This window comes from Halomonas rhizosphaerae (assembly GCF_030012485.1).
Taxonomy (GTDB): domain Bacteria; phylum Pseudomonadota; class Gammaproteobacteria; order Pseudomonadales; family Halomonadaceae; genus Halomonas; species Halomonas rhizosphaerae.
On the sequence record NZ_JASCQQ010000027.1, the window covers coordinates 257423 to 280580 of the forward strand.

17 protein-coding genes are annotated in these 23158 nt (G+C 69.7%); 11 read left to right on the plus strand and 6 right to left on the minus strand.

All coding sequences use genetic code 11. The features are described from left to right. The first annotated feature begins 92 nt into the window (after positions 1-92). From QLQ86_RS12555 to QLQ86_RS12605, 11 genes are all read left to right on the plus strand, one after another. Positions 93-1628: an NAD(P)H-hydrate dehydratase gene (locus QLQ86_RS12555; protein ID WP_282817173.1), complete on the plus strand. Its 1536-nt coding sequence runs from the start codon at positions 93-95 to the stop codon at positions 1626-1628. Further along, on the plus strand, positions 1609-2112 hold the full coding sequence (gene tsaE, locus QLQ86_RS12560; protein ID WP_282817174.1) for a tRNA (adenosine(37)-N6)-threonylcarbamoyltransferase complex ATPase subunit type 1 TsaE: 504 nt from the start codon (positions 1609-1611) through the stop codon (positions 2110-2112). Before QLQ86_RS12555 ends, tsaE begins: the two co-directional genes overlap by 20 nt. Then, the gene (locus QLQ86_RS12565; RefSeq protein ID WP_282734781.1) at positions 2109-3569 is read left to right on the plus strand and encodes an N-acetylmuramoyl-L-alanine amidase; all 1461 of its coding nucleotides are present in this window, start codon (positions 2109-2111) and stop codon (positions 3567-3569) included. The genes tsaE and QLQ86_RS12565 overlap by 4 nt, the downstream gene beginning before the upstream one ends. Positions 3570-3610: 41 nt before the next feature. After that, entirely contained in the window at positions 3611-5518 is a 1908-nt protein-coding gene (gene mutL, locus QLQ86_RS12570) for a DNA mismatch repair endonuclease MutL (protein ID WP_282817175.1), read from the plus strand. Positions 5519-5522: 4 nt separating this feature from the next. Continuing rightward, a complete protein-coding gene (gene miaA / locus QLQ86_RS12575; RefSeq protein ID WP_282734779.1) occupies positions 5523-6461 on the plus strand; it encodes a tRNA (adenosine(37)-N6)-dimethylallyltransferase MiaA in 939 nt (312 codons plus the stop codon). Positions 6462-6584: 123 nt separating this feature from the next. Beyond that, positions 6585-6830 (plus strand): RNA chaperone Hfq, encoded by a 246-nt coding sequence (hfq, locus tag QLQ86_RS12580; protein WP_106229908.1) that lies wholly within the window; start codon positions 6585-6587, stop codon positions 6828-6830. Between the two features lie 8 nt (positions 6831-6838). Then, on the plus strand, positions 6839-8155 hold the full coding sequence (gene hflX / locus QLQ86_RS12585) for a ribosome rescue GTPase HflX (protein ID WP_282734778.1): 1317 nt from the start codon (positions 6839-6841) through the stop codon (positions 8153-8155). 152 nt (positions 8156-8307) lie between these two features. Further along, entirely contained in the window at positions 8308-9522 is a 1215-nt protein-coding gene (hflK, locus tag QLQ86_RS12590; RefSeq protein WP_282734777.1) for an FtsH protease activity modulator HflK, read from the plus strand. Then, complete coding sequence (gene hflC, locus QLQ86_RS12595; RefSeq protein ID WP_282734776.1) at positions 9523-10407, plus strand: protease modulator HflC; 885 nt, start codon at positions 9523-9525, stop codon at positions 10405-10407. A gap of 190 nt (positions 10408-10597) precedes the next feature. Beyond that, positions 10598-11794 carry an ATP phosphoribosyltransferase regulatory subunit gene (locus QLQ86_RS12600; protein WP_282817176.1) on the plus strand — a complete coding sequence of 399 codons (1197 nt, stop codon included), beginning with the start codon at positions 10598-10600 and terminating at the stop codon, positions 11792-11794. 72 nt (positions 11795-11866) lie between these two features. Beyond that, the gene (locus QLQ86_RS12605) at positions 11867-13162 is read left to right on the plus strand and encodes an adenylosuccinate synthase (RefSeq protein ID WP_282817177.1); all 1296 of its coding nucleotides are present in this window, start codon (positions 11867-11869) and stop codon (positions 13160-13162) included. An 80-nt stretch (positions 13163-13242) separates the two neighbouring features. Here the strand turns inward: QLQ86_RS12605 and QLQ86_RS12610 are convergent, their stop codons facing one another. Genes QLQ86_RS12610 through QLQ86_RS12635 form a run of 6 tightly spaced genes read right to left on the minus strand, consistent with a single transcriptional unit; the run spans position 13243 to position 22993 of the window. Continuing rightward, positions 13243-15852 (minus strand): tetratricopeptide repeat protein, encoded by a 2610-nt coding sequence (locus QLQ86_RS12610; protein WP_282817178.1) that lies wholly within the window; start codon positions 15850-15852, stop codon positions 13243-13245. Between the two features lie 49 nt (positions 15853-15901). Further along, entirely contained in the window at positions 15902-17149 is a 1248-nt protein-coding gene (locus QLQ86_RS12615) for an alginate lyase family protein (RefSeq protein WP_282817179.1), read from the minus strand. A gap of 38 nt (positions 17150-17187) precedes the next feature. After that, the gene (locus QLQ86_RS12620; RefSeq protein ID WP_282734771.1) at positions 17188-18075 is read right to left on the minus strand and encodes a polysaccharide lyase; all 888 of its coding nucleotides are present in this window, start codon (positions 18073-18075) and stop codon (positions 17188-17190) included. Between the two features lie 58 nt (positions 18076-18133). Beyond that, complete coding sequence (locus tag QLQ86_RS12625) at positions 18134-19681, minus strand: alginate biosynthesis protein Alg44 (RefSeq protein WP_282734770.1); 1548 nt, start codon at positions 19679-19681, stop codon at positions 18134-18136. After that, positions 19674-21635 (minus strand): glycosyltransferase, encoded by a 1962-nt coding sequence (locus QLQ86_RS12630; protein WP_282734769.1) that lies wholly within the window; start codon positions 21633-21635, stop codon positions 19674-19676. The genes QLQ86_RS12625 and QLQ86_RS12630 overlap by 8 nt, the downstream gene beginning before the upstream one ends. Before the next feature lie 11 nt (positions 21636-21646). After that, on the minus strand, positions 21647-22993 hold the full coding sequence (locus tag QLQ86_RS12635; RefSeq protein WP_282734768.1) for a UDP-glucose dehydrogenase family protein: 1347 nt from the start codon (positions 22991-22993) through the stop codon (positions 21647-21649). Positions 22994-23158 lie beyond the last annotated feature (165 nt).

Consider the following 23158-nt stretch of genomic DNA (forward strand, 5'->3'; position numbering starts at 1 on the left):
AAAACACCATGCAGATCGGCCCCATGACTTGGCGTGGGGCGCAGAGAAATTACACTCGGTATGGTAAAGCATCCCGAACGAGGAGACATCGGATGGCCCGGAAAGCCGTACATCCCGAGCCGCACCCACGGCCGCTCTATCGCGCCGACCAGGTGCGCGAGCTCGACCGGCGTACCATCGCCGCCGGCATCGAGGGCTTCGCCCTGATGCAGCGCGCGGCCGCGGCCGCCTGGCAGAGCCTGAGGGCCCGCTGGCCCGGGGTGCCCTCGCTCAGCGTGTTCTGTGGCGGCGGCAACAACGGCGGCGATGGCCACGTGCTGGCGGCGCTGGCCGCCGCCGAGGGGCTCGCCGTGCAGCGCATCCTGCTCAAGCCGATCGACGAGCTGTCCGGGGATGCCAGGCGCGCCGCCGACATGGCCACCGCGGCCGGGGTGGGGGCCGAGTCCTGGCGGGCGGAGCTCGCCCTCGAGGGCGAACTGATCGTCGACGCCCTGCTGGGCACCGGCCTCGGCGGCGAGGTGCGCGGCGAGGCCCGCGAGGCGATCGAGGCCATCAATGCCAGCGTCCTGCCGGTGCTGGCCATCGACATTCCCTCGGGGCTGCATGCCGACACCGGTGCTGTCCTCGGTACGGCGGTCCGGGCGAGTCGAACCGTGACCTTTATCGGCGACAAGCTCGGCCTGCACACCGGCGCGGCCCCCTCCTGCGTGGGCGAACTGGATTTTCGGGCCCTCGGCGTCGACGCCGAGGGCGAGACGGACATCGTGCCGGCGGCCCGTCTGCTCGGCCCCGGGCTGATCGCGGCCTGGCTGCCGCCCCGCGACCGCACCACGCACAAGGGAGACGTCGGCCATGCGCTGGTGCTGGGCGGGGCCCCGGGCTTCGGCGGGGCGGCGCTGCTCGCCGCCGAGGCCTGCGCACGGCTGGGCGCCGGCAAGGTGAGCCTGGCCACGGCGCCCGAGCATGTGACCGCGAGCCTGGTACGCCGCCCCGAGGTCATGGTCCACGGGATTCGCGGTGCCGGGGACCTCGACGGGCTCGCGGTTCGTGCCGACGTGCTGGTGGTGGGGCCGGGGCTGGGCCAGGGCAGCTGGGGGCAGGGCGTGCTGCAGGCGGCCCTGGCGGCCGAGAGGCCGCTGGTGGTGGATGCCGACGCCCTCAACCTGCTGGCGACCCGTTTCACCGGCCAGCGCCGCGAGGACTGGGTGCTGACGCCGCACCCCGGCGAGGCCGCTCGCCTGCTCGGCCTTTCCGCCGGCGAGATCGAGGCCGACCGGCCCGCGGCGGCCCTGGCCCTGCAGCGGCGCTATGGCGGGGTGGTGGTGCTCAAGGGCGCCGGCAGCCTGGTGGCCGGCCCCGAGGGACTCGCCGTCTGTCCCTACGGCAATCCGGGCATGGCCAGCGGCGGCATGGGCGATGCGCTCTCCGGCATCCTGGGCGCGCTGCTGGCCCAGGGGCTGCCCCTCGAGCCGGCAGTCCGACTCGGCGTGCTGGTACATGCCCTGGCCGCCGACATGGCGGCCCGGGAGGGGGGGGAGCGTGGCCTGCTGGCCGGCGATCTGGCATCCTGTGCACGAATTCTGGTCAACCCGACGATGGGCGAGGACGATGCAGCTGCGACTCGATGACGAAGACCGCCAGGTCGCCTTCGGCGAGTGCCTGGGGCGGGCCCTGGACGGCCAGGGTCGCGTGCACCTGACCGGCGAGCTGGGGGCCGGCAAGACCACGCTGGCCCGTGGTATCCTGCGCGCCTGCGGCCACCGGGGGGCGGTCAAGAGCCCCACCTACACCCTGGTGGAGCCCTACGAGCTGGACGGCATTCGTGTGCACCACTTCGACCTCTACCGCCTGGGCGACCCCGAGGAGCTGGAGTTCATCGGTGGCCGCGACCTGCTTGCCGAGGACGCGCTCTGCGTGATCGAGTGGCCGGAGCGGGGCGAGGGCTGGCTGCCGGCCCCGGATCTGGAGGTGAGCCTGCGGCTGGCCGGCAGCGGGCGCGAGGCGACGCTCGAGGCCCGCAGCGAACATGGCCGGGCGGTGCTCGAGCGCCTGGCGGCGGTGCCGGCGCTGGCCGGCTGGATCCTGGACAGGGAAGGTGAAGCAGCGAGATGACACGCATGAGACCGGCAGGGTGTCTGCTGGCCGGGCTGGGGGGGCTGCTGCTGTGGCTCGCCAGTGGCCTGGCCCATGCCGCCAGCGTCGACAACCTTCGCCTCTGGGCGGCGCCCGACCATGCCCGCCTGGTCTTCGACCTCTCCTCCCCGGCGCAGGCCAATGTCTTCAGCCTCGACAATCCGCGCCGCCTGGTGATCGACCTGGACGACAGCCAGCTCAATGCCAGCGTCGACCGGCTGGACCTCGAGGGGAGTGCCATCAGCACCCTGCGCACCGGTGTGCGCGACGGCAATGGCCTGCGGGTGGTGCTGGAACTCGAGCGGGAGGTCGAGCCCCGTCACTTCAGCCTGGCGCCCAACGACCAGTACGGACATCGCCTGGTGGTGGACCTGGAGTATCCCGGCGAGAGCGCCGTGGAGGACCCCATCGACCCCATCGAGGCGATGATCCGCGAGCAGGAGATTGCCGCCGAACGCGCCCGCAGCGAGGCGGTGGCGGAGGGTGCTGACCCGGCCGATATCGACGCCGCCCAGGTACTGGAGCCGGCCAAGCCCCATCCCAAGCGCGACATCATCATCGCCATCGACGCCGGTCATGGCGGCGAGGACCCGGGGGCAATCGGGCCGTCCGGCACCCGCGAGAAGGACGTCGTGCTGGAGATGGCCAAGCGCCTGGCCCGGCTGGTCAACGCCGCTGAGGGATTCCGGGCGGTGATGATCCGCGACGGCGACTACTACATCGGTCTGCGCCAGCGGACCCGCATCGCCCGGGAGCAGAAGGCCGACTTCTTCGTGTCGATCCATGCCGATGCCTTCAACAGCCCGCGGCCCAACGGCAGCTCGGTCTATGCCCTGTCCCAGCGAGGGGCCACCTCGGAGACCGCCCAGTGGCTGGCCGCCAGCGAGAACGAGGCCGACCTGATCGGCGGGGTCGACGGCAACCTGTCGCTGGACGACAAGGACGAGGTGCTGCGTGGCGTGCTGCTCGACCTGACCATGACGGCGACCCTCAACGACTCCCTGACCATCGGCGGCCAGGTGCTCGACCAGCTGGGGCGGGTCAACCGGCTGCACAAGTCGCGGGTCGAGCAGGCCGGTTTCATGGTGCTCAAGTCGCCGGACATCCCCTCGCTGCTGGTCGAGACCGGCTTCATCTCCAATCCGGACGAGGAGCGCCGGCTGCGCGACGGCGGCTATCAGCAGCGGATGGTCGAGGCGCTGTTCGGCGGCATCCGCGGCCACTTCCAGCGCAACCCGCCGCCGGCCAGCCTGCTGGCCTGGCAGCGCGACCGCAACCGCAGCCCCGAGGGCAACGAGTATCGCATCCAGCCCGGCGATACCCTCTCGGAGATCGCGGCCCGCCACAGCGTGCCGGTGGCCCAGCTCAAGCAGGCCAACGAGCTCAACGGCGATGTGATCCGGGTCGGACAGGTGCTGCGCATCCCCCGGTCGTGATGTCGGCGCCCCCTCTTCAGACCCGGAACCCTCGGAGCGACATGTCAGAGAAGCGACACATCCAGATTCTCGATCCCCGCCTGGCCAACCAGATCGCCGCCGGCGAGGTGGTCGAGCGTCCGGCCTCGGTGGTCAAGGAACTGGTGGAGAACGCCATCGATGCCGGCAGTCGGCGCATCGAGGTCGAGCTGGAGAACGGCGGGGCCCGACTGATTCGCGTCAGGGACGACGGCAGCGGCATCGGCGAGGCCGACCTGCCGCTGGCGCTGTCGCGCCACGCCACCAGCAAGATCGTCTCCCTGGAGGAGCTCGAGGGCGTGGCAAGCCTGGGCTTCCGCGGCGAGGCCCTGGCATCGATCAGCTCGGTGGCGCGCCTCGAGCTGGTCTCCAATACCGACGAGGACCCGCGCAGCGGCTGGCGCGTGGTGGCCGAGGGGCGGCGCATGGAACCCCGCGTGACCCCGGCCCCGCATCCGCGCGGCACCTCGGTGACGGTCCGTGACCTCTTCTTCAACACCCCGGCACGGCGCAAGTTCCTGCGCACCGAGAAGACCGAGTTCGGCCACGTCGAGGAGGCCTTCCGGCGCCAGGCGCTGTCGCGCTTCGACATCGGCTGGGTGCTGCGCCACAACCACAAGACCCTCCACCAGCTGCCGGTGGGCGATGACCCGGTGGCCCGCGAGCGACGTCTCCAGTCCCTGCTCGGCAAGGCCTTCCTGGAGAATGCCCTGCACCTGGACCTGGAGGTGGGTGGCCTGCGGCTGTGGGGCTGGGTCGGGCTGCCGACCCACTCCCGGGCCCAGGCCGACCAGCAGTACTTCTTCGTCAACGGCCGTGTGGTGCGCGACCGGCTGGTCGCGCATGCCATCCGCCAGGCTTACCGCGACGTCCTCTTCCACGGCCGCCACCCGGTGTTCGTGCTCTACCTCGAGGTCGACCCCAGGGTGGTGGACGTCAACGTCCATCCCACCAAGCATGAGGTGCGCTTCCGCGACGGGCGGATGGTCCACGACTTCCTGTTCTCGAGCCTGCACCGCGCGCTGGGCGAGGCTCGGCCTGGCGAGGGCAGCGAGCGCGACGACGCGCCCGAGGCGGCGGACGGCGTGCGCGAGACGGCGCCGGCCTGGCAGCAGCAGCCGATGTCGTTGCCAGGGCAGGACGAACGCGTCACGCCGAATCGCGTCAGGGCCTTCATGGAGGGCTACCGGGCGCTGCATCCCGACCACGAGGAGAGCCTGCTGACCCCGCAACCGGCCGCCCCGGCCCCCGGGGGCAGCGCCGCGGACGTGGCCCTCGAGGAGCGTCGTGCCTCGCAGGCGGGCCGCGCCCCGCGCCCGGCGATGCCCGAGGAGGACGCGACCCGCGCGCCGCCGCTGGGCTATGCCGTGGCCCAGCTGCACGGGGTCTACATCCTCTCGCAGACCGAGCGCGGCCTGGTGATGGTGGACATGCACGCCGCCCACGAGCGCATCGTCTACGAGCGGATGAAGACCCAGGTGCATGGCGGCGCGCTCCAGGCCCAGCCGCTGCTGGTGCCGGTGTCGCTGGCGGCGAGTCCCGCCGAGGTGGCCACCGCCGAAGCCGAGCATGACGCCTTCGCACGCCTCGGCGTGGAGCTCGACGTGGCCGGCCCCGAGACCCTGCTGGTGCGCCAGGTGCCGGTGCTTCTCGCCGATGCCGACGTGGAGCCGCTGGTGCGTGACATGCTCGCCGACCTGGAGCGCTACGGCCGCTCCGACCGTCTCGAGGCGCGCATCAACGAGCTGCTCGCGACCATGGCCTGTCACGGCAGCGTGAGGGCCAATCGCCAGCTGGGGCTCGAGGAGATGAATGCCCTGCTGCGCGACATGGAACGCACCGAGCGCAGCGGCCAGTGCAACCACGGCCGCCCCACCTGGACCGAGATGAGCATGAAGGAGCTGGACCGCCTCTTCCTGCGCGGGCAGTAGACCCATGATCGATACGCGTCCCCCCGCCATCCTGCTGATGGGGCCCACCGCCGCCGGCAAGACCGACCTGGCCATTGCTCTCCACGAGCGGCTGGGCTGCGAGCTGGTCAGCGTCGATTCGGCCATGGTCTACCGCGGCATGGACATCGGCAGCGCCAAGCCCTCGCCCGAGGAGCTGGCCCGGGCACCGCACCGGCTGATCGACATCCGCGACCCGGCCGAGCCCTATTCTGCCGCCGACTTCCGCGGGGACGCCCTGCGCGAGATGCGCCGGATCAGCGACGCCGGCCGGGTCCCGCTGCTGGTGGGCGGCACCATGATGTACTTCAAGCACCTGCTCGAGGGGGTGGCCAACCTGCCCGCCTCGGACCCGGCGGTGCGCGCCGAGCTGGCGCACAGGGTGGCGCGTCATGGCCTGGCCGCACTGCACGAGGAGCTGGCCCGGGTCGATCCGGTCTCGGCGGCGCGGATCCATCCCAATGATCCCCAGCGACTGATACGGGCGCTGGAGGTTTACCGGCTGGCGGGCCGCTCCCTCAGCGAGCTGTGGGGCGAGCAGCGCCGTGAAACCTTTCCCTGGCGCTCGCTGTCGATAGGCCTCGCGCCGGCCGATCGTGGCGTGCTCCATGCGCGTATCGCGCAGCGCTTCATGGCGATGCTCGATGCCGGTTTCATCGACGAGGTGGCGGCCCTGAGGGCGCGCGGCGACCTCGCTGCCTCACTGCCCTCCATGAAGAGCGTGGGTTATCGTCAGGCATGGGCCTGCCTCGAGGGCGAGTTCGGGCGTGACGAGTTCTCACGGCGCGGGATCATCGCGACCCGCCAGCTGGCCAAGCGCCAGCTGACCTGGATGCGCAGCTGGCCGGGGCTGCACTGGGTCGACAGCCTGGGCCCCGACCCCTTGGCCGAGGTATTGAAACTGGTGCGCGAATTCGGCACTTAGCGTAAGATGGGCCTTTCGGTGGCCGGGTGAACAGGCCCCTCAGGGTATCCAGCGTTGCCCCCTGGCGGGAGCGACGAAGACCGACATAACATCAACCCCCAGAGACACTTCAGGGAGAGCAACATGTCCAAAGGGCAGTCCCTTCAAGACCCGTACCTGAACATCCTGCGCAAGGAGCGCATTCCGGTATCGATTTTCCTGGTCAACGGCATCAAGCTGCAGGGCCAGATCGAGTCCTTCGACCAGTTCGTCATCCTGCTGCGCAACACCGTCAGCCAGATGGTCTACAAGCACGCCATCTCCACCGTGGTGCCGTCGCGCAACGTGCGCCTGCCGGCCCCGGATGCGCAGCCGGACCCTGATGCGTGAGGTATTGATTGTTTTTTGAACGTCCCGACGCCGGCGAGACGGCGATCCTTGTCCATGTGGATTTCCAGGACGAGCAGGAGCGCGAGGACGCGGGTGAGTTCCTCGAACTCGTGCGCTCGGCCGGCGCGGAGCCGGCCACCCTGATCACCGGCAGTCGCAAGCGCCCCGACTCCCGCACCTTCGTGGGGTCGGGCAAGCTCGAGGAGCTGCGCGAGGCAAAGGCCGTGCATCACGCCGAGCTGGTGATCTTCAACCATGGCCTGAGCCCCTCCCAGGAGCGCAACCTGGAGCGCGAGCTCAAGTGCCGGGTGATCGACCGTACCGGCCTGATCCTCGACATCTTCGCCCAGCGCGCCCGGACCCATGAGGGCAAGCTGCAGGTCGAGCTTGCCCAGCTCGAGTACATGTCGACCCGACTGGTGCGCGGCTGGACCCACCTGGAGCGTCAGAAGGGCGGCATCGGCCTGCGGGGCCCGGGCGAGACCCAGCTCGAGACCGACCGCCGCCTGCTGCGGGCGCGCATCAAGGCGATCCACAAGCGGCTCGACAAGGTGCGCAGCCAGCGCAGCCAGAATCGTCGGGCCCGTTCCCGGGCGGAGATCCCCAGCGTCTCGCTGGTGGGCTACACCAACGCCGGCAAGTCCACGCTCTTCAACGCCCTGACGTCCGCCAGGGTCTATGCGGCCGACCAGCTCTTCGCTACCCTCGACCCGACGCTGCGTCGCCTCGAGATCGAGGACGTGGGGCCGGTCGTGCTCGCCGACACCGTGGGCTTCATCCGTCACCTGCCCCACAAGCTGGTCGAGGCCTTCCGCGCCACCCTGCAGGAGGCCGCCGAGGCCTCGCTGCTGGTGCACGTGATCGATGCCGCCGACCCTGACCGCGAGCTCAACGTCGCTCAGGTCGAGGCGGTGCTCGACGAGATCGGTGCCCTCGAGGTGCCGACCCTCAAGGTGATGAACAAGATCGACCTGCTCGACAGCGCACCGCGCATCGAGCGCGACGGAGAGGGCAGGCCCGAGGTGGTCTGGCTCTCGGCCCGCGATGGCAAGGGGCTCGAGCTGCTGGCGCAGGCGCTCTCGGAGTGTCTGGCCGATGACATCATCGACTTCGAGCTCTGCCTGGCCCCGGAACAGGGCAGGCTGCGGGCCGGACTGCACGACCTCGGTGCGGTGCGCGGGGAGCGCTTCGATGACGAGGGGCATACCCTGCTGGAGGTGCGCCTGCCACGGCGCGATTTCCTGCAGCTGATGGCGCGACTGGGCGAGCGCGCCGACGACTACCTGCCGACAGCCCTGCAGGCGCCGCCGGTATGGGAGGCGTGACGCGAGGAGGCCGGTCCGCTGGCGGGCAGGCCAGCAGCCACAACACGATGACAGGGACGCCGGGCTGCGCCGGGCGATACCCGCAGGATCGCAACCGATGTCCGTCGCCGGCACGCCTGGTGGCGGGATGCAACGCATAGTGGAGACGACGTATGGCCTGGAATGAGCCTGGTGGTGGCAACCAGCACGACCCCTGGAGCGGGGGTGGCCGCGGTGGCAGTGGCGGCGGGGGCAAGGGCGGCGGCAATCAGGGGCCGCCCGACCTCGACGAGGCCCTGAAGAAGTTTCAGGACAAGCTCAACAGCATGCTGGGTGGCCGTGGGGGCAAGAAGGGCGGCTCCGGCGGCAAGGGCGGCGGTGGCAAGCCGCGCAACGCCTTCACCCTGCCGGGCCTGCTGATCGTGGTCGCCCTGGCCATCTGGGCGGCCTCCGGCTTCTATCTGGTCGACCAGTCCGAGCGCGGGGTGGTGCTGCGCTTCGGCGAGTTCCAGGAGGTCGTCACGCCCGGTCTGCAGTGGCACCCTCCGCTGATCGATGACGTGCGGATGGTCAACGTGACCCGTGTACGCTCGGTCACCCAGACCCAGTCGATGCTGACCCAGGACGAGAACATCGTCTCCGTCGAGATGTCGGCCCAGTATCAGGTTGCCGACCCCCGTAGCTACGTGCTCAACGTTCGCGACCCCGAGCTCAGCCTCGAGAACGCCCTTGACTCGGCGTTGCGCCACGTGGTCGGCGGAACCGACATGATCGACATCCTGACGTCCGGTCGCGAGATCCTCGGCAGCTCGGTGGCCAGTCGCCTGCAGTCCTACCTGGACAGCTACGGCACCGGGATCCTGCTGCAGACGCTCAACGTCGAGTCCACGGCGCCGCCCGATGCGGTGCAGGATGCCTTCGACGACGTCATCCGGGCCCGCGAGGACCGCCAGCGCACCATCAACCAGGGCATCGCCTACGCCAACTCCATCATCCCCGAGGCCCAGGGCCAGGCCCAGCGTCTCGTCGAGCAGGGCCAGGGCTATCGCGAATCCGTGGTCGCCGAGGCCGGGGGCCAGGCCAGCCGCTTCAACGCGCTGCTCGGCCAGTACGAGGATAACCCGTCGATCATGCGCGAGCGCCTCTACCTCGACGCCATCAGCGAGGTGTTTACCAATACCTCGAAGGTCATGGTCGATGTGGCCGACGACAGCCCGCTGTTGTACCTGCCCCTCGATCAGCGCCCCGGCGGCGGCAGTGCCGGCAGGGAGGCCAGAGAAGGCGAGGAGGGCGAGCTGGATCCCCGCGTGCTCGAGCGCATGCGCTCCAGCCAGTCGTCGAGCAGCAGCAACAGCAGCAACAGTGGAATCCGCAGGGAGGGCCGCTAAATGATCAATAATCGTTCCCTGCTCATCGTCGGTGGCCTGGCCGCCGTGGCCTGGCTTGCCAGCAACAGCCTTTACGTGGTCGACGAGACCGAGCGCGCGGTCAAGTTGCGCTTCGGCGAGGTCATCGAGGAGAACATCCAGCCCGGGCTGCACTTCAAGGTGCCGATCACCCAGACGGTGCGTACCTTCGATACTCGCCTGCTGACGCTGGATACCGACCCCAGCCGTTACCTGACCCTGGAACAGAAGGCGGTAATCGTCGACTCCTACGTCCAGTGGCAGGTGGTCAATCCGACCCGTTACTACGAGGCCACGGCGGGCGACGAACTGATGGCCAGTCGACTGATCCAGCCGCGGGTCGACGAGAGCCTGCGTAACGAGTTCGGCCGCCTGAACCTGCAGCAGATCATCGCCGAACGCCGCGATGACCTGATGACCGGCCCCACCGAGGACCTCGACGAGCTGATGCGCGAGGAGCTTGGCGTGGCGGTTCGCGACATCCGGGTCAAGCGTATCGACCTGCCCGAGGATGTCTCCTCGGCGGTCTACGAGCGCATGCGCTCCGAGCGTGAGCGCGAGGCCCGTGAATGGCGTGCCCAGGGCCAGGAGGAGGCCGAGCGCATCCGCGCCAACGCCGACCGCCGCCGCCAGGTGCTGCTGGCCCAGGCCCGTGCCCGCTCCGAGACCCTGCGCGGTGAGGGTGACGCCGAAGCCGCGGCGATCTTCTCCGAGGCCTACGGCAAGGACGAGGAATTCTTCAGCTTCTGGCGCAGCCTCAACGCCTATCGCGACAGCTTCGAGGGTGACGACAACATGCTTGTGCTGGACCCCTCCAGCGACTTCTTCCAGTACCTCAAGAGCCCTCAGGGCGCGGGCGAAGAGTGACGCCCCCCGGCGGGCGGTGCGCCGCCCGCCGGCCGGGGTTCAACCGGTCCGCAAACGTGGTAGAATCCTTGAACCGGGCGTGGCCCGGTTTTTTTGTGGCCTCTCCATTCCCGGCGCTCCCGTTCGCCAGCACACCTCGCGCGACTCGGGCATCGCCGCAGGCCAACCATCGTCTTGCAGGATGAACGACATGACCATCGCTGACCGCTGGCTGCTCCCCGACGGCATGGACGAGGTACTGCCGCCCCAGGCCAGTCGCATGGAGGAGCTGCGCCGTGCGTTGCTCGACCTCTACCACCGCTGGGGCTACGACCAGGTGATGCCCCCGCCGGTGGAGTTCCTGGACTCCCTGCTCACCGGCACCGGTACCGACCTCGATCTGCAGACCTTCAAGCTGACCGATCAGATGACCGGCCGCATGATGGGCGTGAGCGCCGATGTCACGCCCCAGGTGGCGCGCATGGATGCCCACTCCCTGCGCCGCCAGGGGCCGGTGCGGCTCTGCTACTGCACCAACGTGCTGCGTGCCAAGGCCGACCAGCATCAGGGCGGTCGCAGCCCGGTGCAGGTCGGCGTGGAGCTGTTCGGCCACGCCGGCCTGGAGGCCGACCTGGAGATCCTGCGCCTGGCCCTGGCGAGCCTCGAGACCGCCGGAGCGACGGAGATCCATCTGGCGCTAGGCCATATCGGCATCTACCGTAGCCTGGTGCAGGCCGCGGGGCTCGACGCCGACCAGGAGCGCGCGATGTTCGCCGCCCTGGCCCTCAAGTCGCCGGGCGAGCTGGCGGCGCGGGTCGAGGAGAGCGTGCGCGATCCGGGGCTGGCGGCGATGTTTCGCGCCCTGGGCGACCTGCACGGTGGGCTCGAGGTGCTGGAGGCGGCCCGTGAGGCCTTCGAGGAGGCCCCGCAGCCCGTGGGCGCGGCGCTGGACCAGCTGCGCGCCATGGTCGACGGGGTGCTCGCCGAGTACCCCGGGGTCGAACCCTACTTCGACCTGGCCGAGCTGCGGGGCTACCAGTACCACACCGGCATGATGTTCGCCGCCTACGTGCCGCACTACGGCCAGGCGCTGGCCAAGGGAGGGCGCTACGACGACACCGGCCGCGCCTTCGGCCGCGCCCGGCCGGCCACCGGCTTCTCCATGGACCTCAAGCTGCTGGCCACCCTGGCCCCCGCGGAGCCCGAACCGCACGGCATCTGGGCCCCGGCCGAAGGGGAGGGGCTGGCCGAGGTCCTGCAGGCTCTTCGCCAGCGGGGCGAACGGGTCGTCCAGGCGCTGCCCGGACAGCGTACCGGCCCGGCGGAACACCGCTGCGATCGCCGGCTGGAACATATCGATGGTCGCTGGGAGCCACGCCTCCTGGAGACTTCACAGGACCGGGCCTGAGGGCCCGCGGTCAATGACCTCGGCCCTGGGCCTTTCCACGGGCGCGGTGCCGCAACGAGAGACGAGAGCACAATGGGCAAGAATGTAGTCGTACTGGGCACCCAGTGGGGTGACGAAGGGAAGGGCAAGGTGGTCGACCTGCTCACCGAATCCGCGTCGGCGGTGGTGCGCTTCCAGGGTGGGCACAACGCCGGTCATACCCTGGTCATCGACGGCGAGAAGACCGTCCTGCACCTGATCCCCTCGGGCATCCTGCGCAACGACAAGATCTGCGTGATCGGCAACGGCGTGGTGCTGTCGCCCGAGGCGCTGATGGAGGAGATCCGCGAGCTCGAGAGCAAGGGCGTGCCGGTGCGCGAGCGCCTGCGCCTGTCGCCGGCCTGCCCGCTGATCCTGCCGTACCACGTGCGCCTTGACCAGGCCCGCGAGAAGGCCCGCGGCATCGCCAAGATCGGCACCACCGGCCGCGGCATCGGCCCGGCCTACGAGGACAAGGTAGCGCGTCGTGGCCTGCGCCTCGGCGACCTGCTCCACCGCGAGCGCTTCGCCTCCAAGCTCGGCGAGGTGCTCGATTACCATAATTTCGTGCTGACCCAGTACCACGGCGAGAAGCCGGTGGACTTCCAGCAGGTGCTCGACCAGGCGATGGCCATGGCCGAGGAACTGCGCCCCATGGTCTGCGATACCGTGAGCCTGGTCCACGAGATGCGGCGCGCCGACGAGAACATCCTGTTCGAGGGGGCCCAGGGCTCGCTGCTCGATATCGACCACGGCACCTATCCCTTCGTGACCAGCTCCAACACCACCGCCGGCGGCACCGCCACCGGCTCCGGCGTCGGCCCCCTCTACCTGGACTATGTGCTGGGCATCACCAAGGCCTACACCACGCGTGTCGGCTCCGGGCCCTTCCCGACCGAGCTGTTCGATGACCACGGCCGTCACCTGGCCGAGAAGGGCCACGAGTTCGGGGCCACCACCGGTCGCGCGCGGCGCTGTGGCTGGTTCGATGCCGTGGCCCTGCGTCACGCCGTGCAGATCAACTCCGTCTCGGGCATCTGCCTGACCAAGCTCGATGTGCTCGACGGCCTGGAGAACATCCGCGTCTGCGTGGGCTATCGCAGCAAGGATGGCGAGGTGCTCGACACCCCAGTGGACTCCGAGGGCTATGAAGCCATCGAGCCGCTCTACGAGGACCTGCCGGGCTGGAGCGAGTCCACCCTGGGGGCGCGTCGCGTCGAGGATCTGCCGGCCAATGCGCGCGCCTATATCAGCTTCCTGGAGGAGAAGGTGGGGACCTCCATCGACATCATCTCCACCGGGCCGGACCGCAACGAGACCATCGTGCTGCGAAACCCCTTCGACGGCTGACCGCCGCATCGCATGTCCGGAAAACGCGAAGGCCGGCCCCCTCGGGGGCCGGCCTTCGCGTTGCGGGCAGCGACAGCGGATCAGTCGGCCGCGGCCACCTTCAGGGCCTCGGCGGCACTCTCGTCGGAGAGCAGCTCGTGGAGGGTCTCCAGCGCCATGCCGCTGTCGCCCTCCATCACGCCATCCAGCCACACCAGGGCCTGTTCGCGGCTGGCGTTCTCCAGTCCGTTGGCCGCCAGATAGGCCTTGGCCAGCGCCAGGCGGGCGCTGGGGTGGCCCTGCTCGGCCGCCTTCAGCAGGTAGTCGGCCCCCTGGCGGACATCCTGCTCGAGGTTCTCGCCGCGGATGTACTCCCGTCCCAGGGTGGCCATGGCCCCGGCGTGGCCCTGGTCGGCGGCCTCCTCGAGCAGGCCCCGGCCGCGTTCGCCGTCGCGGGGCACGCCGTTCTCGCCGCGCAGCAGCACGCGGCCCAGACTGGCGCGGGCGGAGAGGTCGCCGCTCTCCACGGCGCGGTTCAGCCACTGCTCGGCCTTCTGGGGGTCGGCCTCGACGCCATTGCCGGCCAGGTAGGCCTGGCCCAGCAGCTGGGCGGCATAGGGGTTGCCGGCCTCGGCCGAGGGGCGCAGGTAGGCGATGCCCTGCTCGGGGTCGGCGGCGACATGCTCGCCCTCCAGGTAGGCGCGTCCCAGGGTCAGCCGGGCCCCCTGGTTCCCGGCATCGGCGGCGGTGCGCAGCAGCGTCATGGCCCGCTCAGGGTCGCTGTCGAGGAGCATCTCGCCGAGCTCCGCCCGGGCCCCGTTGTGGCCGGCATTGGCGGCGCGGGTGAGCCAGTTCCGGGCGTGCTCGCGGTTCTGCTGCACGCCCTGGCCCTCGAGGAAGGCGCGCCCCAGGTCGGCCATGGCGCCGGGGTGACCATCCTCGGCGGCCTCGATCAGGGCCCGGATGTCGCCCTGGGCCCCGCGGTCGCGGTTGACGCGGGTCATCGCCTCGTCGGCGGCGTCGTGGCCCGCCTCCCGGGCACGGGTCAGCCATTGGCTGGCCTTGTCCAGGTCCCGGGGGAGGCCGCCCTCGCCCTTGCGGTAGGCACGGCCGAGCACCACCATGGCGTAGCCGTCGCCCTGCTGCGCGGCCTGCTGCAGCAGTTGCACGCCCCGCTCCGGCCGGGCTTCGAGCGGGCCCTCCAGATAGGCCTCGCCAAGCGCGGTCATCGCGGAGGTCTCGCCGGCGTCTGCCGCCGCCTGCAGCAGCTGCTCGCCACGGCTGGGGTGGAGCGGCAGTGTCTCGCCCTCCAGATAGGCCTGGCCGAGCAGCCCCAGGGCGCCGCTCTGCCCCTGGTCGGCCGCCTGGCGCAGCAGCGTCTCGGCCCGCCGGGGATCGGCGGTCACCCCGCGGCCCCTCAGATAGGCCTCGCCCAGCTGCTGGGTGGCCCAGGGATGGCCCAGTTCATGGGCGCGTTCGAGATAGTCGACGGCGATGAAGGGCTGGCTGGGGGAGAGCTCGTCATTCATGTAGAAGTCGCCCAGCGAGGCGAGGGCCAGGGGATGGTCCTGCGCCGCTGCCTCCTCGAGCTGGGCCACGCCGCGGCGGGGATCCTCGCCCTCGATCAGCAGGCGGCCCAGGTGTACCCGGGCATCCGTGGAGCCCTGTTCCGCGGCCCGGGTCAGCCACTGACGCGCCTCGCCGGGGCGGCGGTCGACCAGGAACCCGCCCAGCTTGGTCATGGCATCGACATCGCCGTTCCTGGCTGCCTCCTCGAGCATCGCGATGCCTTGCCGGGTCTCTCCGGCGTCCAGCAGGGCGCCCCCGGCATTGCCCAGCGCATCCTCGTCACCGGCCTCGGCCGCCTGGCGCAGCCAGTGCAGGCGCTGCTCGGGCTGGTCGCCGAGCAGGCCGTCGGGGGCATGCAGGCCCGCCAGGCGGCGCATGGCATCGGTCTCGCCGGCCGCGGCGCGCTTCTGCAGCGCCTCGGCGTAGCGCTGGGCGTGGTCCATGGCGCGTTCGGGCCTCTCGTCGAGCCAGCCGCCGGGGGCATGGGCCTCGGCCAGCGCCCTGAGCGCCTCCTCCTGGCCCTGCTCGGCCTCGATGGCATAGAGCCTGGCCGCCTGTTCGGGGTCGGCCGACACCCCGTCGCCGCCTTCCCGCAGCAGCTCGGCCAGCATCACCCGCTCGTCGCGGTCCACCTCCTCCTCAAGGGCCAGGCGCAGCAGGTGGTAGGCTAGCAGGTCGTTGCGCTCGACGCCGTCTCCCTCGCGATAGAGCTTCGCCAGGTTGAGCGCGGCATGGCCGCGAACGTAGGAGGGGGTGCGCACCGCCCGGGCGTAGTGCTCGGCCGCGCGGGCCGGGTCTCGCTCCATGGCCTCGCCCTGGTCGTAGAGCTTGCCCAGTTCGTAGTGCGCCTGGGGAAAGCCCTGATCGGTCAGGGAGGTGAGCAGCCGGATCGCCTCTCGTGGGTTGCCGGCGGCCGCCGCCTCGTCGGCCTTCTCGACGGTCTGCTTGTGCATCCACTCGAGGTTGCGCGGCTGGCCGTCCTCGAACCAGGCCTGGTAGCGCTCGGGCAGGGGCGAGGTGGCCTGGGGGGCGCTGTCGGTCGTGGCGCACCCCGCGAGCAGCACCAGCAGGCCGGCCGAGGCCATCAGGCGCAGCCCACTGGCATGCGGGAGGACAGTGAGGTCGGTAGGGGTAGTGTTCATGGTGTTCGGGCCTCGCGGTGATCGGTGAATGACGGCTGACATCGGGGCATCACTCCTGACCCAGCCCCTTGAAGGCGGTGGTCTCCTGCTTCTCCTCGTCGAGGACGACATGCTGCTGTGCCTCGGGATCCATGAAGTAGAGGGTCATGTAGCCGCCGGCACTGCGGTTGTAGAGAGGGCGTACCCGGCGGATGAAGTCCTCGACGCGGGGATCGTCGAAGCGTTCGAGATAGACCTCCATCCAGGTGAAGTACTGGGGATCCTTGAGGAAGCCGGTGTACTGCTCGAGGGGGGCGTAGTCGCCGAGGGCGGCCGGATCGTCGAGGATCGCGAACAGGAAGTCGATGGCGTCATGGATGGTGTGGCCGTCGATCTCCAGCTCGAAGATGTCGTAGCCCTGCCGCGCGATGACCTGCATGTTGGTGATCAGGTAGAGCAGGCCATAGTTCTGGTAGTGGGTGGCGCGACGCCCCCGGGAGACCTCAAGCGGGAAGGCGCCTTCCTGGGTCATGTCGTGCAGGGCGGCATGGATGGCGCTGACCCCGAAGCGGAACAGCTCGTCATCCTCGGTCAGCACGCCGACCATGCTGGCGTAGAGCGCCCGGCGGTAGAAGTGGTTGTTGCAGCAGCTGTTGCCCTCGCCGCCGGGGATGTCGGCGTGCTGGTGGGCCAGGCCGTTGAGCCACGCCTCCACGCGCTCACGCTCCTCCTCCATGCCCTCGACGAAGGGGCGCACGTTGGCATAGGCCATGGCGGCGGCGAAGATCATCGACTCGGTGGCGAACCAGGCCTGGGGCTCGAGGGAGTCGTAATAGAAGTCGGTCAGGGCCTCCTGCTGTGCCCAGTGATCCAGGAAGCGGACCAGGCACTCGGCATAATAGTCATCGCCGCTGGCGACGAAGCTGCCGGCCAGCATCGAGACGTTGTCCTCGAACTGGAACAGCGGCTCCGAGGCGAGCTCCCATGCCTCCGGGTTGGGGTAGTAGCCGGGGACCCGCAGGTGGGTAGTGATGGGCTCGTACGCCATCATCTGCTGGCAGCTTGGTCCCTGGGCGAGGTCGTCGATCTCCTGGAGCAGGATGGCATTGTCGGTGGACGCGAGCTCCTCCATGCGTGCCGCCACGTCGAAGTAGCCCGCATCGGGGGCGGTGACGCGATAGTCCGAGAGGTCCAGTGCCTCGCGCTCCTCGATGGTGAGGATCTCCTGGGCGCCCGCGCCGCTCGACAGCCCGGCGAGCAGCAGGGCCAGGGCAGTGTTGAGCGGCCGATGGATCAGTCGGGGACGGGCATGGGGCATGGCAGGGGGACTCCTTGTCGATACGGGACGCGCCCGGCTCAGGTCGAGGGGGCGTAGAAGCGAAAGGCGGCGAAGTCGGCATGCTGGTCGACGGGCGTGCGCCATTCCTTGCCGTTGCCGCCGAAGAAGGTCGAGAACATCAGGCCATCGATGGTCACTTCCTCGGTGGTGCGGTAGACGATCTCGCTCTGCTCGAGCACCGGCACGCCATTGATCCACACCCGGGCCAGGCCGTCGGCCTCCCCCGGCGTGTTGAGCACCAGTTCCTGCTCGATGGTGACCCACTCGCCGGTGGGGAAGCTCCACAGCCCACGGCCTACGGAGGCGCCGAACTTCTCGTCCTGGCTGGCCACGTATTCGTAGAGCTCGCCCTGGCCGGCCTCGCGCCACATGAAGCGCATCGAGAAGCCGCTCTCGCCGTCGACCTCGTCGCCGCCGCTGGGGGCCTCGCCGCCGTAGAGGCCCGGCAGCTTCCCGCCCTTGACGAAGTCGAACCCCGGTTCGAAGCGCACCTGATAGGTCAGGCAGGCCCGTTCGGCCCCGTCCAGGCCCGCCGGGTCGGCATAGAAGCCGGCGCCCCCCTCCTTCGCGTCGCCGGGGGAGGAGGTGCCCTCGGGGTAGTGGACACGCAGGCCGGGCTCGTCGAGGCCCGTGGCGCCGGCGTCGAGCAGGTCGACGTTGTCGTCGACGCCCCAGTCGCGGGTGGTGCCGAAGCCCTGGCGGACGCCCTCCCGGGCATCCTCGGCGGCGAGGTCCGGCTGTGGTGTGGCCACCGGCGAGTAGCGCTGCGAGCAGGGCTCCACCCGCGGATAGGAGAGGGTCGGCTCCTGGCCGTCCTTCGCCGGGGTGCTCGTCGACGCGAGGCCCGTCAGCAGGGCCGAAAAGGCAAGGGCGTGGCGGCGGGTACGGGATAGTTCCATGCTCATGGTGTCTCCTTGACGAAGGGCCGCGTCGCCGTGGCGTCGCGGCGGAGGCGGGCGGGGATCACCCCGCTTCGCGTTGCTCGTCCTCCTGGGTGGCGGCACGATAGACGCGCTCACCGAACTGGATCACGCCGCGCATGCCCTGCCAGACCCACTCGGCGGTGGCGCCCAGCAGCGGGGCCTCCGTGAAGCGCACGTCCACCGGCTTGCCGACGCTCTCGGCCGGCAGGGTCTTCTCGGGCACCAGCAGCACGCTGGCCACGTTCTGCTGCTGGCGGACCCAACTGGGGAAGCCGGCACGCGGCTGACGCTCGACGTCCAGCGCCACGTTGCGCACCCGGGCACGGATCGGGGTCGAGGCGTTGGGCAGCGAGACATAGGCCGTCTGGTTGGGTTCGATGCGGCCGATGTCGTCCATGTGGACCAGCGCCTCGACCATGACATCGTCCTCGCCGGTGCGGATCAGGGTCATGATCCGCTCGCTCTCGTTGACATAGGTGCCGTCGGCGCTGCTCAGGGCCCAGGCCACCAGGCAGTCGCACGGGCTGTAGATGTCGTTGCTGGACTGGCGGGCCTCAAGGGCGGTGATGCGCGAGCTCTCCAGGTCGCGTGCCGTCTCGAACTGCTCGATGCGGGCCTGGGCAATCTCCGGCGACACCGTCTCGAAGTTCATGGCATCGCCGCTCTCGGGACGCGCGGAGCTGGCGATGCTGACCTGACCGCCACCCGCCGACTCGAGATGCTCCTGCAGGTTCGCGATGAGCTGCTCGTTATACTTCAGCGAGGCCTCGGAGAGGATCAGCTCCGACTCCAGGTCGCTGTTGGCGATGCTGGTCAGTTCCTGGTCGCGCTCGATCCGGTCACCGGCCTGCAGGTCGTGGGCCTCGAGGATGCCGGGTCCCGGGGCGCGGATGTCGATCCGTGGCGCGGTGACCGCGGCGAAGCTCGGCTCGATCAGCATGAAGTTGCGGTAGGCCGTGGCCGCGGCCGCGATGGCGAGGATCGCGATGGCGGTGAACAGCAGCACATAGCGTCCCCGCGGCTTGGGCGGACGGGACGGTGGCAGGGGCGTGGACTGGGCCGCCTTGCGCTTGCGCGGCGTCTGCGGATCCTCGCCCTCCATCAGCGACTCGATACTGGCCTGGCGCCCGGTCAGGCAGCTGCGAACCACCTGACGCAGCAGCTCGCGGTGGGGGGGATCGATATCGGTGATCTCGAAGCCGTTGACGTGATGGCGCCCGTCGGCATCGGCGGTGGCATGGCGACACTCGGCGCGTACGGGCACGATCAGCTCGGTGGCCCCGACGGTCAGCAGCAGGGAGGCCGAGAGGCGCTCTCCCGGGCGCAGCGGACGCGAGGTGCGAACGGCGAAGCCGCCCACCGAGACATCGGCACCGGGGAGTTCCTGGCCGTCCTCGAAGCGGACGCGGAAGGGCGGCGAGACGCGGATGAAACGCCTCTCGTCGCGCCGCTCGTGGTGGATCCGTTCCCCCGGGGCCTGATGATGGCCCGATGGGCCGTCGGCAGGGCCCGCGCCGCGGGGGGCGCCCGGGCCCAGGGTCGGCTCGTTGCGCTCGATGCCGTTCATGTCGGAATGATGGTCAGACATCCGTTGCGTTCTCCTTGCTCTGTTGTTTGACCGACGCCACGGCGTCGCCGGAACTGCCGGTTTCCACCTGGATCTGCAGGTCCTTGAAGCGCATCGAGTGGTGCTCCAGCTCCAGGGTGCAGCCGGCGGGCTGCGGGCAGGCCGCCGCCTCGGCGATGGGGCGGCCGCGGGAGTCGCGCAGGTGGCGGGCCAGTTCGGGCGTGACGATCAGGCGGGTGGTGTCCTGGGCGGCGCCCAGCAGGTGGCCGGCTCGGGGGCGGTCGAGGCTGTCGAGCGCGTCCAGCAGGTCATCGTCGAGGCGGAAGTCACCGGCCGGCAGCTGCACGCTGCCCCCCTCCGGGGCATCGGCGATGGCCAGCGACAGCCAGCGGTCGTCCACCCGCGACTGTTCCTGGGTGGTGCCGCCACCGGTCAGGATGGACAGCGAGGTCCGGTCGGGGGGCTGCAGGACGCCGGTGGCGAGTATCAGCACGTAGAGCAGCACACCGTAGGCGAAGCCGTGCAGCACATGGCCCATGCGCCGCTGGCGCTTCACGGCCACCGGGTCGTTGGGTTCGCCCGCGGAGATGCCCTGGCGCGACCACTTCTGGCGGTTGAAGCGGAAGCTGACATAGGTCTTGAGCAGGGCCCCCCACACCTGGTTGTAGTAGATCAGGGGCACCCACAGCAGGCTGAATCGCCCGTGCTGCCAGGCCAGGATCAACGTGACGATGCCGCGGGTGAAGAGGATCCACAGGGCGTAGGCGAAGATGAACGAGGGGCGGATGAACAGGGTCACCAGGATGGCCACCGTGGGGCCGATCAGCGTGGTCCACATGGAGAGCCGCTGGTCGACCAGGCTCCACCAGGTGAACAGGCCCATGGGCCGCGGCCCCAGGGCGATGGCCCGATTGCTGGTGCGCAGCATGTTGCCGTACCAGCGGCGCATCAGGTCGGTGGTCGACTTGAAGAAGCGCTTGCGGTCGGGCAGCTCCTCGAAGCCCGAGACGTGCACGTCCGGGATGTAGAGCATCCGCCAGCCGTTCTTCAGCAGCCAGTACCAGGTCGACTTGTCGTCACCGGAGAGGAACTTGAAGGTGCCGAAGCGCCAGTGGTCGACGTGGTCGTTCTCCACCAGCTCGATGAAGCCGGGCTGGGTGGCCAGGTCGGCCCGGAAGGCGCTGTAGCGCCCGGTCAGCACCAGCAGGCGCCGGGAGACCGACATCGAGCTCATCACCAGATGGCGCTGGGCATAGCGGATGTCGTACCACTCCTTGGTGGCGTCGCCCCCGGTGACGATGGCGCTGTTGTTGGTGGTCAGGGCGCCCAGGTCCTCCTGGACGCTGAAGAACGACAGCGAGCGTGACAGGGTGCCCGGCTCCAGTCGGATGTCACCATCCATCGAGACCAGCAGGGCGCCCGGCGCCGGCATGCGCCGCGAGATGGCGCGCAGCACCTCGGCCATCGCCGAGCGCTTGCCATCACCCTTCTGGAACATGTAGCGCAGCTCGATGTTCTCCGGCCAGCCGTTGTCGTCCATGACGTGGGTGATGACGTCCACATCGGTGCGGTCCGACAGCGAGGCGAAGATGGTGGTGGGCACGCCATAGTCGGCGACCTCGCGCACCAGGGCGTCGTAGACCTGGAAGCTGACCTCTGACTCGATGCGAAAGGAGGTGCAGAGCACATAGAGCTCCGGGGGGAGCCCCTGCTCCCCCGCGGCATCGGCCTCGGCCCGCAGGCGCGGGAAGATCCGACGGTTGTACCAGACCGAACGTAGTGCCTGGATCAGCCACCAGGTGTAGCGCCATATGCCCACCGCACCGATGGCGAAGAAGAAGCTCTTCGACTCGGTGGAGAAGACATCCAGCGGCAGCCCGTCGATCACCACGATCAGCAGGGCGATCCCGAGGATGAAGGTCGCGACCTCCGTCACCTTGCTGGCGACGGAGCGATCGGCAGGTGTATTCGACATCTCGACTCCCCTCAGGCGAGCACGGGACGTACGGAGTCCCCCCGGCCGATGGCGTAGTAGGCGAGGCCCGCGGCCTTGACGGTCTCGGGGTGGAAGAGGTTGCGGCCGTCGACCAGCACCGGCGAGGCGAGCGAGTCGCGCAGCTGGGCGAAATCCACGGTGCGAAAGGCCTTCCACTCGGTACAGATCACCAGGGCATCGGCGCCCTCCAGGGCCTCGTTGCGCTGGCTGGCCAGCCTCAGGTCGTCGCGCTCGCCGTAGATCCGGCGACACTCCCCGGCGGCTTCGGGATCAAAGGCCTGGACCCGGGCACCGGCCTCCCACAGGGCCTCCATCAGCGCCCGGCTGGGGGCCTCGCGCATGTCGTCGGTGTTGGGCTTGAAGGCCAGCCCCCATAGCGCGATGGTCTTGCCGGCGAGCTGGCCGTTGAAGGCCTGGCAGAGCATCTCGAACAGGCGGCTCTTCTGACGCGCGTTGACGCGCTCCACGGCGGCGATCATCTCGGCGGGATGGCCGATCTCCTCGGCGGTATGCGCCAGCGCCTTGACGTCCTTGGGGAAGCAGGAGCCGCCATAGCCACAGCCCGGATAAATGAAGTGGTAGCCGATGCGCGGATCGCTGCCGATGCCGTGGCGCACCTCCTCGATGTCGGCGCCCAGCCGCTCGGAGAGGTTGGCGATCTCGTTGATGAAGCTGATCTTGGTGGCGAGCATGGCGTTGGCGGCATACTTGGTCAGCTCGGCGCTGCGCACCCCCATGAACATCAACTTGTCCTTCTGGCGGCTGTAGGGGGCATAGCATTCGCGCATGGCGCTCCTGACCCGCTCCGAGTCCGTCCCGACCACGATCCGCGCGCCCTTGGAGAAGTCCTCGATGGCCGCGCCCTCCTTGAGGAATTCGGGGTTGGAGCAGACATCGAAGTCCAGTGCGGCCCCGCGGCGGTCGAGTTCGGCGGCGATGGCCCGCTCCACCCGACTGGCGGTGCCGACCGGCACCGTCGACTTGTCGACGATGATGCGGTAGCCGTCCATGTGGCGGCCGATGGTCTCGGCGACCTTGAGCACGTGACGCAGGTCGGCACTGCCGTCCTCGTCCGAGGGGGTGCCCACGGCGATGAACTGCAGCACGCCGAAGGCCACCGCCTGCTCGGCATCGGTGGTGAAGTGCAGGCGACCGGCTGCCCGGTTCTGGCGGATCAGGCTCTCCAGCCCGGGTTCGTAGATCGGCACCTCGCCGGCCTCGAGCCGGGCCACCTTGTCCGCATCAACGTCGACGCACATCACGTCATGGCCGACATCGGCCAGGCAGGCGCCGGTGACCAGGCCCACATAGCCGGAACCGAAGATGGTGATTCTCATGATCGCTGTCTCCTTGCTCGATGACCGGAGTGGCCGCCCTCCCAGGGCGGCCACGAACCTTCTCCTTTTCGGTCGATTCAGTAAGCAAGGTCCATGCCAGTCTTGGCTAAGTTTTCATGATCAATGGGTTATGGTCGGCCTGCGGCGAGGTCACCGCGTTCGGCC